Below are 9,442 nucleotides of genomic sequence, written 5' to 3' on the forward strand. Positions count from 1 at the left end.
CTCCCTAGAACTGCCTGATGTTCGATTTGATCATATCCATCGTGGCGCTGAAACGGCCCATGAGGGCGAGTTTGCCGAGGCCGAGGGCAAGTCCTTTGGCTTCTCCGGCGGTGATGGTGGGCGGCAGGGGGATGGCGGCGGGATCGGTGAGGGCGTCGACGAGTACGGGACCGGGCGTGGCGAGGGCGGCCTTGATGACGGGTTCCACGTCCGCGCCTTTTTCGATGCGGAATCCCTTCATGCCGATGACCTCGGCCATGCGGGCGAAATCGGGGTTTTTCATGTCCGTCTGGAATTCGGGATACCCGGCTGTCCGCATTTCAAGATTGATGAACCCGAGCGCGCCGTTGTTGTAGACGATGACTTTGACGGGAAGATTGTACTGCACAAGCGTGAGCAGTTCGCCCATGAGCATGGTCATGCCGCCGTCGCCGCAGAGCGCGATGACCTGCCGTTCGGGATAGAGCAGTTGCGCGCCGATGGACATGGGCAGGGCGCAGGCCATGGAGCCGTGGTTGAAAGAGCCGATGATGTTCCGGCCCACCTTGGCGGTGATGTAGCGGGCGGCCCAGACGTCGTTGAGGCCGGTATCCACGGTGAAGACGGCTTCATCGGAGGCGTTGGCGTCAATGACCGACGTAAGATGCTCGGGATGCGGCCTGCCTTCTGAGGAAATATGCTCGACGTAGGCGTTGAGGTGTTCCCGGGATTTCTTGAGATTGGCAATGGCCTCGTCAAGATGCCTGCGGTCATCCCGGGGTTCCACGAAGGGGAGCAGGGCATGCAGGGTCTGGGCCACGTCCCCGACGACCCCGAGGTCGATGCGGGTCCGCCCGCCGAGATGTTCGCCCCGGATGTCGAGTTGGACGATGCGCGGTTTCTTGGGATACCACGCGGAATAGGGCATGTCCGTGCCGAGCAGGATGAGCAGATCGCAGTGTTCCATCGCCTCATACGCGCCGCCGAACCCGATGAGGCCGGTCATGCCCACGTCAAAAGGATTGTCCGGCTCGATCCACTGCTTGCCGCGCCATGCGTGCCCGATGGGGGCCTTGATTTTGTCCGCGAGGGCCATGACTTCCTTGCGGGCGTTGCGGCATCCGGACCCGCAATAAAGCGTCACCTTGCGCGCGCTGTTGATCTCGTCGGCAAGGAGCTGGATGTCATGGGCGTTGGCTGCCGGGGCGGGAGGCGGCGGGATGACGCCGTGTGAGGGTTCTTCGTTCATAGGCATGGCGGCGACGTCGCCGGGCAGGGCGATCACGCTTACCCCGCGTTTGCTCACGGCGGTCTGCATGGCCCGGCGCAGCACATGCGGCATCTGGGAAGGCGAGGAAACAAGTTCGTTGCAGTGGCTGCATTCGTTGAACAGCTGATCGGGGTGCGTTTCCTGAAAATAGCGCGTCCCGATGGCGGAGCCGGGGATATGCGAGGCTATGGCGATGACCGGGGCATAGCTCCGGTTGGCGTCGTACAGGCCGTTGATGAGGTGGACGTGCCCTGGGCCGCTCGTCCCCGCGCAGGCCGCGAGTTTTTCGGAAAGCTGGGCTTCGGCTCCGGCGGCGAAGGCGGCCGTTTCCTCATGCCGCACATGGATGAACCGGATGCGCCCGTCACGGCGGAGCGCGTCGGATACGGGGTTGAGGCTGTCGCCTACCAGCCCGTACAGCCGCGTGACGCCCGCTTCGGCCAGTTCGTCCACAAGTACTTCCGCTACGGTTCGCTTCGACATTGGGATGCCTCCAGAGAAAAGGATTCGGCTTCCGTGGGAAACCTTTCCGGAATCGTAGAGGAAATCCGATGGGCGAAGCCATGATTACCCGCTGGCGTGAGAATCGTTTGGGAGGTTGGGGAAGCGCGACGTGCCGGGGGAGGGGAACCTTTCTGAAGAAAGGTTCCCCTCCCCCGGACCCCCACCCTTCCCAAGACTTTTGACTGGTGGGGAGGTGGCGCGGAGGGAGTTCGTTCCAGCAAAAATTTGAAAAAGTTCCTTTACGCCGTACGAAAGAACGTTTTTTTCGTAGCCGCCATATCCATCAAGCGGTTGCTTCGGTGACAAGCCGCTGGAGCAAACACGCCGCCGGGGGTTAGGGGCGGAGTCTCGTTACATTTTGTCGGGGCCTTTCTTTCCGGGGAAAAGATGCGGGCGCTTCTTCCAAATGTAGTCGATGTGCTGATGCATGGCGCGGCGGGCTTTGGCTGGAGAGCCGGATTTGATGGCTTCGAGCACTTTCCAATGTTCAAGGCGATCTTCATCGGGGAGGATGACGAAATTCAACTCGCGCTGTTTTTGAACTGTTCCTGAAATTCTGCCAGCATATGGATGAGAATGGGATTTTTCGAGAGGGCGGTGACGCCGTTGTGGAACCGGGTGTGAATGTCTTTGAGGGAAAGGCCTTCCTGTTTCAGGATGCTTTCAAGTTCGGCGATTTCTTCCGGGGTGGCCCGTTCGGTGGCCCAGTAGGCGGCCTGCCCTTCGAGGAGCTTCCGCATTTCGAGGATCTGGGTGTAATCCGTGCTGCTGAGCAGATCTACGGCGGGGGAGGGCGCTTCGGAGGGGATGTCCTTGACGAAGGTCCCGACGCCGGAACGCGATTCGACGACACCGGAATAGGCCAGCGCCTTCAGGACTTCGCGGATGCAGGTACGGCTGACCTGAAACATCTCGGCCAGCGCGATTTCTCCGGGTAGCTTGCTGCCGGATTTCCACTGCCCGCTCTGGATGGCGGCGGTGATCTGCTGCATGACCTCGCTGTGGAGGTTGACTCTGCTTATAGGCTTGAAGGGGTTGGTCACAGGGGCTCCTGAAAGCGTGCTCGATTATCGTCTTTTGTTTACGCAATACATGATGAGAATGCTCGTGAGTAACGCCCCGAGCGCGGCAATGCAATACCCGGCGGCGATCCCGAGCGGTTCCAGACAGGCGGCGATGATGGTGATGAAGCAGGATGTGCCGAAAAAACCCGCGAGCAATCCCCGTATCGTCAACACGGCGGCGCGTGCCCCGAAAGAAAGGTGTGCGAAGGGGGTCAGGATGGAGCTGATGATGGGGAAGGTGAGCAGGATGCCGCTCCATTGCTCGCCCACGACGCCCGCAAGCTCGGTCAGGATGAGGACGCTGAGGCCCCCGCAGAACATCTGGACCGGAAGCCTCCACGGGGGTTGGACCCGGCGCATGTCCGCCGTTCCGGGGATGTCGGGAAGAAGCCGCAGGCAGGCCGCCGGGACCGCGATGCTGAGGCAGACCGCTATGGGCAGCCCGCAGGAAACCCGCGAGAGCAGGAAGGCGCAGAGGAGAAAGGCGAGCATGGCGAGGGCGAGGGAGCCCGCCCAGCCGAAGCGCCGGGCGCTGTGGGCGTAGGCGAGGCAGTAGCAGCAGGAAGCCACGGCTCCGAGCAGGGATGAGGCGGCGGCCGATGCCGCGAAGGCGGTTCCGTACTGTACCGCGATGAACAGGGATGCCGGGCCGGAAATGAAGGGAAGCCCGGCGAGCCCGCCGCCGATGACGGGGCCCCAGCGACGGGCCGCCAGCGTGGAGGCCCAAATGAGCGCGGGCGTGGTGAAGAGTTTGATGAGAAGAAAAAGCATCCTGCATCCCTGATTCGGTGGGCGGTTGTCGGCATAATATGTCGGACAGCATACAGGTTGCGGATTGGATTGTCCAACGGATTTCTTCTTGGCTCGGTGTTTGCCTTGCTGGAATGTGTCGTTATAATACCGCGTTAAAAAAAGCAAAAAAATATTTTTTCCAGAATGTTGCCGGCAAAGCCGTGATCCCTGCTGACAAAGGGCGTTTTTATCTGTAAGCTGTCAGACAGCATACGCCTATCAGGAACATTTTCACAGGGACAAGGAGAAGCGATCGTGGAAGTGCCCAAGAGACCCAAGCCTTTCTCCATGCTGGACAAGGTGCTTGACTGGATCAATGTCTTCAGCCTGTTGAGCGTGGCCGTGCTCATGTTCGTTCAGGTCATCCTCCGGTATGTGTTGAAGATGCCGCTCATGGGCATCGAAGAGTTGTGCTACTTCCCGACGGTCTGGCTGTACCTCTTCGCCGCCGTCAAGGCTTCCTCCGAGCGTGGCCAGCTTGTGGCCCGCGTCCTCGAAATTTTCTGCAAGCGGCAGCGCTCGATCTTTCTGCTCCGGGGCATCGCGGCATTCGCTTCAAGCGCCATCCTGCTGTGGCTCACATGGTGGGGCTACGATTACCTGAAGTACGCGCTCAGGCTCCAGAAGGAAACGGCCTCCCTCTATCTTCCCTGGATTTACGCTGAAGCGGCGGTGTTCGTGTCCATGTTCCTCATGACGCTGTATACGCTGCTCGAACTGCGCGACATGATCACGCTCTACAGGACCACCCCGGCCTCCCTGCCCGTGGAAAAGGAAGGAGACTAGCATGGAACCCGTTACGCTTGCCGTTGTTTCCCTCGCCGTTTTGATGCTCCTCCTTTCCTTCGGCGTCCCCATCGTCTTCTGTTTCAGCGGCGCGCTCGCCTTCATGAGCATCGTGGGCGGCGTCACCATGAAAGGCATGATGATGTGGGGCCTCCAGCAGATTCTGAGCCCCACGCTTCTGTGCATCCCGCTGTTCATTTATGCCGGGTCGCTCATGAGCGAGAGCGGCATCGCCAAATACCTGCTCGAATTCGTTGATGTGTTCGTCGGGCGCATCCGGGGCGGGCTCGGTTTCGTCGCCACCCTCACCTGCGCCATCCTCGGCGCGATTTCCGGCAGCACCTTCACCGGACTCGCCGCCACCGGCAACATGCTGATCCCCGAAATGGTCAGCCGGGGCTATCCCCGCGCCTTCGCCACCGCGCTCATCACCTGCTCCTCCATCCTCGGCGTGCTCATTCCTCCGAGCACGCCCATGATCATCTTCGGCTGGGTGACGGGGACCAATGTGCTCGCCTGCTTCCTGTCCACGGTGGGCCCCGGCATCGTCACCATCATCATCTTCTGCGGCATCAATTTCGTGCTGAGCCGCCGCTTTGACCTCAAGCTCATGCCCCCGCTCTCCAAAACGGAAAAGCGCAGGCAGATCGCCGTGCGCGGCTGGAAGGCGCTCCCGGCACTCATGATGCCCGTGCTCATCCTCGGCGGCATCTATTCCGGGGCCATGACCCCCACCGAAGCCGCCGCCGTAGCCGTAATCTACGCGCTGCCGGTCGGGTTCTTCGTTTACAGGGGCCTGAACCTTCGCAATACCTTCAATTGCACCAAGGATTCGGCCGTGTCCGTGGGCAGCATCATGATCATGATTTTTTGCAGCATGATGCTGAGCCAGACCTACGTGGTATTGCAGATCCCGCAGGCCATCGTGGAAAGCGTATTCAGCATCACGGACAACAGTTTCCTCATCCTGCTGCTCATCAACCTCATCCTGCTGTTCGTGGGCATGATCGTGAACGACACCACGGGGATCATCCTCGTGGCTCCGCTGCTGCTGCCGCTCGCCAAGGCCATCGGCCTCGACCCCATCCAGTATGCGGCCATCTTCGGCGTGAACCTCGCCGTGGGCAGCCTGACGCCTCCCTACGCCAGCCTGCTCTATCTCGGGATACGGATCGGCAAGGTTGATTTCGTGGAAATCCTTCCCTATGTGGGGCTGTTCCTGCTCGGTTACGTTCCGGTCATGCTCCTCACCACCTACTGGCCCGACGTGAGCCTGTTCATCCCCCGCCTGTTCGGTTTCATCTAGCCGGACGCGGAAACAGGCATCTTCCCGGACACGGCCGCCGGTTCCCCCGCCGGCGGCCGTATCTCAAGGCGGCGCGGACGGCGCGCCTCCAAAACCCTTCACCACAGGAGAGCATCATGAAAAAGGTCATGTCTGTACTGGCGCTGTGCGGCCTGCTGGCCCTTTCCGGCGGTTCCGCCCTCGCGGCGCAGTGGAAGCTTGCCCACATCCGCCCCGCCGACTCCGTGATTGAGCGCGATTTGCAGGCCTTCGCCAAGGAAGTGCGCGAAGCCACCGACGGACGCATCGACATCAGGATCTATGGCTCCAGCCAGCTTGGGGACTACACCGTCGTGCAGGAAAAGGTGTCCCTCGGTTCTGTGGAAATGAGCTGCGAATCCGTTTCCACGCAGGTGGACAAGCGTTTCCTCTCCTATATCCTGCCCTATGTCGCCAAGGATTACGCCACCGCGAAGAAGAATTTCGGCACCGGCACCCCCTACGCCGAATACTGCGCCAACCTGTTTGACAAGCAGGACATCATGGTCCTCGCCAACTGGCCCGTGTACTTCGGCGGCATCGGCCTTGTGAAGGCCCCCGAAGCGCCCGCCGATCCCAACGCCAGCCACCACATCAAGGTCCGCGTCCCCACCATGAAGACGCAGGAGGCCCTTGCCGACGGCCTCGGCTATCAGGCCACCCCCCTGCCGTTCGCGGAATTCTTCACCGCCGCCCAGACCGGCATGGTTTCCGGCATTTTCGGCGGCGGCGCGGAAAACTACTACGCCTCCTTCCGCGATCTGCTGAAATGCTACATCGCCGCGAACACCCACTTCGAAAATTGGCCCCTGCTCATCAATAAGGAGCTGTTCGAGTCCCTGTCGTCCGAAGATCAGAAGATCCTGCTTGAAAAGAGCGCCGCGTTCGAGGCCCGCCGCTGGGAAGTCGCGGAGGCCGATCAGACCGCCTATGAGAAGAAGCTGGAAGAGGCGGGCTGGACCGTCATCCACCTGACGCCCGAGCAGCAGAACGCCTTTGCCGAAAAGGGCCGCAAGGCTTCGTGGCCCGAACTGAAGAAGGCGATAGGCGACAAGGCCTATGAGGAAGTCATCTCCACCTTCGTCCTCGAATAACCGCCAAGGGGCGCGCTCGCCGCGCCCCGCCCCAAGGAACTGTCATGAAGAAAATCGCTGTGCTCAGCGCCGGGAACGGCGGGCAGGCCCTTGCGGCTGATCTTGCCCTCCGTGGGCACGATGTCGCCCTGTATGATCTGCCGCAGTTCGCCACGGCCATCGAAGCCATCAGGCGTCGCGGCAACACCATCGAACTCCAGAACAAAATCACCGGGACCGCGACGATCCGCCTCGTGACCACGGACATCGCCGAAGCGCTCGACGGCGCGGAAGTGGTCTATTTCACCGCGCCGTCCTATGGGCAGAAGGCGTTCTTCGATCTGGCCGTGCCCGCGCTTTCGGATGGTCAGATTATCGTACTGATGCCCGGCAATTACGGTACGTTGGCTCTCAAGGCCGCGCTGCGCGAGGCCGGGAAGGACGTGCTCGTCGCGGAAACGGACAACTTGCCCTATGCCTGTGCCGCGACGGAGCCCGGCGTGGTCAACGTGCGCGGGATCAAGAAGGCCGTGACGCTGGCGGCGTTCCCGGCGGGCGACTACGCCGCGGTGGAGGCCGCCGTGGACGGGGCTTTCTGCACCGGCTGGCGCAAGGGCGAAAATGTGCTCGCCACCAGCATGTCCGGGGTCAATATGGTCGTGCACTGTGCGCCCATGCTGGCCAACGCCGGGCGCATCGAGAGCGAGGGCGGGAAGTTTGAGTTCTATTACGCGGGGATGACGCCCGCCGTGTGCCGCCTCATCGAAGCCACGGATCGTGAACGGCTGGCCGTGGCCCGTGCCTACGGCCTTGATTTGGTAAGCACGGCGCAGACCTTCCGCAACCAGTACGGCGTGGAGGGCGAAACCCTGTACGACGTGTTGCAGGCCAACCCCGCCTTTGCCGGGTTCGCGCCCAAAAGCCTGCATCACCGTTTCCTTACTGAAGATACGCCGTACTCGATGGTGCCGATGGCGGCCCTCGGCAGGCTTGCCGGGGTTCCCACGCCTATCATGGATGCGCTTATCGCATTGCTTGGGGAACTGCTCGGCGAGGACTACGCAGTGACCGGACAGACGGCGGAACGTATGGGGCTCGCGGGCATGACGCCCGAGGCAATCCGTAACCTCGTATCCGCATGATCGGAGGGATTATGATGAAAGCACTCCGCATCGAACCGGCGGACAATGTCGCCGTGGTCGCGCAGGACACCCGCAAGGGCGACGTGCTGCGCCATGCCGGGGGCGAGGTGACCGCGCTTGAGGACATCGGGCTCGGGCACAAGATCGCCGTCGAAGCCGTTGCGCAGGGGGAACTCGTCCGCAAGTACGGCGTCCCCATCGGCAGGGCCTCCGCGCCCATTGCCGCCGGAGCCTTCGTGCACACCCACAATCTTGAGGACATCACCGAGGAACTGTGTCGGCAGTACGTCGCCGCGTTCAGGGACGGGAGGGGCGCATGAGTTCGCTACAGGCATTTCCCCGCGCCGACGGGAGCGTGGGCATCAGGAATATCGTGCTCGTCGTCTCCACCGTCACCTGCGCGAATACGGTCGTCAATCATATCGCGTGGAAGACCGGGGCCGTCCCGCTGACCCACGAGCGCGGCTGCGTGGAGGGCGAGCAGAGCTTTAGCCGCACTATGCTGGCCCTCACCACGTTTGCCAAGCATCCCAACGTGTCCGGTGTCCTTATCGTGGGGCTCGGCTGTGAGCAGATCAGGACGCTTGACCTGCAGATCGCCATCGGCGGCGGCAAGCCCGTACACGCCATCCTCATTCAGGAGGAGGGCGGTTCCGTCGAAGCCGAGGCCAGAGGCTGTGAACTCGTCCGCGAGATGCAGCGGGCCGCGCAGGATCTGGGGCGCCAGCCTTGCCCCTTGTCCGGGCTTGTTGTGGGCGTGCAGTGCGGCGGTTCCGACTGGACGACCGCCATTGCCGGGAACACGGTCATCGGGGCCATGACCGATCTCGTGATCGCCGCAGGCGGTTCCGTGCTCATGTCGGAAGTTCCGGGCATTCCGGGCTGTGAGCACATTGTGGCGTCCCGTGCGGTCAGCCGCGAGGCGGGGGAGCAGATCCTCGGCATGGTCGACGAGCTGCGCGCCGAGTTCCTGCGCGCACACGGGCAGCCTATTGAGGCGGTGAACCCCACGCCGGGCAACAAGGCGGGCGGCATCACCACGCTCGTGGAAAAGGCGATGGGCAACATCAAGAAAATGGGCACGTCCCCGGTACAGGGCGTCCTGAAGCTTGGTGAGCGCCCCCCGCATCCGGGTTTGTGGATCGTGGACAACCGCGCCAACGGCCCCGATCCCGTCAACCTCGCCGGGTTTGCCATGGCGGGGGCGTCGGCTACGGTATTCAGCACGGGCCGGGGGTCTCCGGTGGGTTCTCCGGTCATGCCCGTGGTCAAGCTGACGGGCAACCCGCACACCTACGCCAAAATGCCGGGCCTGATGGACTTCAACGCCGGGGTCGTTGTTGACGGCGCGGACATCGGGGAAACGGGCAGGGCGTTGTACGATCTGTTGCTTGAGGTTGCCGGAGGGCGGCTCACCCGTTCCGAGGAGAACGGGGACTACGAGTTTTCGATTCCTTACGAGGAAGCGCGGTAGCAGGATGGAGGGTGGAGAGACGCGACATGCCGGG

At 62.2% G+C, this 9,442-nt stretch carries 10 protein-coding genes; 6 read left to right on the forward strand and 4 right to left on the reverse strand.

Annotation, left to right across the window (positions count from 1 at the left end):
* Positions 1 to 4 precede the first annotated feature (4 nt).
* The 4 genes from HMPREF0178_RS13020 to HMPREF0178_RS13030 form a co-directional block, all read right to left on the reverse strand.
* Entirely contained in the window at positions 5 to 1,732 is a 1,728-nt protein-coding gene (locus HMPREF0178_RS13020) for a ubiquinone-dependent pyruvate dehydrogenase (protein WP_009368510.1), read from the reverse strand.
* Positions 1,733 to 2,104: 372 nt separating this feature from the next.
* Positions 2,105 to 2,278 carry an FCD domain-containing protein gene (locus HMPREF0178_RS21580; RefSeq protein WP_157134935.1) on the reverse strand — a complete coding sequence of 58 codons (174 nt, stop codon included), beginning with the start codon at positions 2,276 to 2,278 and terminating at the stop codon, positions 2,105 to 2,107.
* Positions 2,275 to 2,796, reverse strand: coding sequence for a FadR/GntR family transcriptional regulator (locus tag HMPREF0178_RS13025; RefSeq protein WP_009368511.1), 522 nt, complete (start codon positions 2,794 to 2,796; stop codon positions 2,275 to 2,277). The genes HMPREF0178_RS21580 and HMPREF0178_RS13025 overlap by 4 nt, the downstream gene beginning before the upstream one ends.
* A 24-nt stretch (positions 2,797 to 2,820) precedes the next feature.
* The gene (locus HMPREF0178_RS13030; protein WP_009368512.1) at positions 2,821 to 3,588 is read right to left on the reverse strand and encodes a hypothetical protein; all 768 of its coding nucleotides are present in this window, start codon (positions 3,586 to 3,588) and stop codon (positions 2,821 to 2,823) included.
* A gap of 276 nt (positions 3,589 to 3,864) precedes the next feature.
* Here HMPREF0178_RS13030 and HMPREF0178_RS13035 point away from each other — a divergent pair, with 276 nt between their 5' ends.
* The 6 genes from HMPREF0178_RS13035 to HMPREF0178_RS13060 all read left to right on the forward strand — a co-directional run bounded on the left by HMPREF0178_RS13035 (position 3,865) and on the right by HMPREF0178_RS13060 (position 9,408).
* Entirely contained in the window at positions 3,865 to 4,395 is a 531-nt protein-coding gene (locus HMPREF0178_RS13035; protein ID WP_009368513.1) for a TRAP transporter small permease, read from the forward strand.
* Between the two features lies 1 nt (position 4,396).
* Positions 4,397 to 5,701, forward strand: a complete 1,305-nt coding sequence (locus HMPREF0178_RS13040; RefSeq protein WP_009368514.1) for a TRAP transporter large permease — start codon at positions 4,397 to 4,399, stop codon at positions 5,699 to 5,701.
* Between the two features lie 116 nt (positions 5,702 to 5,817).
* Positions 5,818 to 6,813 carry a TRAP transporter substrate-binding protein DctP gene (gene dctP / locus HMPREF0178_RS13045; RefSeq protein ID WP_009368515.1) on the forward strand — a complete coding sequence of 332 codons (996 nt, stop codon included), beginning with the start codon at positions 5,818 to 5,820 and terminating at the stop codon, positions 6,811 to 6,813.
* A 44-nt stretch (positions 6,814 to 6,857) separates the two neighbouring features.
* Positions 6,858 to 7,934: an NAD/NADP-dependent octopine/nopaline dehydrogenase family protein gene (locus tag HMPREF0178_RS13050; RefSeq protein WP_009368516.1), complete on the forward strand. Its 1,077-nt coding sequence runs from the start codon at positions 6,858 to 6,860 to the stop codon at positions 7,932 to 7,934.
* A gap of 11 nt (positions 7,935 to 7,945) precedes the next feature.
* Positions 7,946 to 8,254, forward strand: coding sequence for a UxaA family hydrolase (locus HMPREF0178_RS13055; RefSeq protein WP_009368517.1), 309 nt, complete (start codon positions 7,946 to 7,948; stop codon positions 8,252 to 8,254).
* Positions 8,251 to 9,408: a UxaA family hydrolase gene (locus HMPREF0178_RS13060; RefSeq protein WP_009368518.1), complete on the forward strand. Its 1,158-nt coding sequence runs from the start codon at positions 8,251 to 8,253 to the stop codon at positions 9,406 to 9,408. The genes HMPREF0178_RS13055 and HMPREF0178_RS13060 overlap by 4 nt, the downstream gene beginning before the upstream one ends.
* Positions 9,409 to 9,442: the final 34 nt, after the last annotated feature.

Origin of the sequence: Bilophila sp. 4_1_30 (assembly GCF_000224655.1) — a bacterium.
Taxonomy (GTDB): Bacteria; Desulfobacterota; Desulfovibrionia; order Desulfovibrionales; family Desulfovibrionaceae; genus Bilophila; species Bilophila wadsworthia.

Coding starts and splice junctions, on each gene's coding strand:
- HMPREF0178_RS13020 (WP_009368510.1), bottom strand. CDS start 1,732: ATGTCGAAGCGAACCGTAGCGGAAGTACTTGTGGACGAACTGGCCGAA.
- HMPREF0178_RS13030 (WP_009368512.1), bottom strand. CDS start 3,588: ATGCTTTTTCTTCTCATCAAACTCTTCACCACGCCCGCGCTCATTTGG.
- HMPREF0178_RS13040 (WP_009368514.1), top strand. CDS start 4,397: ATGGAACCCGTTACGCTTGCCGTTGTTTCCCTCGCCGTTTTGATGCTC.
- dctP (WP_009368515.1), top strand. CDS start 5,818: ATGAAAAAGGTCATGTCTGTACTGGCGCTGTGCGGCCTGCTGGCCCTT.
- HMPREF0178_RS13050 (WP_009368516.1), top strand. CDS start 6,858: ATGAAGAAAATCGCTGTGCTCAGCGCCGGGAACGGCGGGCAGGCCCTT.
- HMPREF0178_RS13055 (WP_009368517.1), top strand. CDS start 7,946: ATGATGAAAGCACTCCGCATCGAACCGGCGGACAATGTCGCCGTGGTC.
- HMPREF0178_RS13060 (WP_009368518.1), top strand. CDS start 8,251: ATGAGTTCGCTACAGGCATTTCCCCGCGCCGACGGGAGCGTGGGCATC.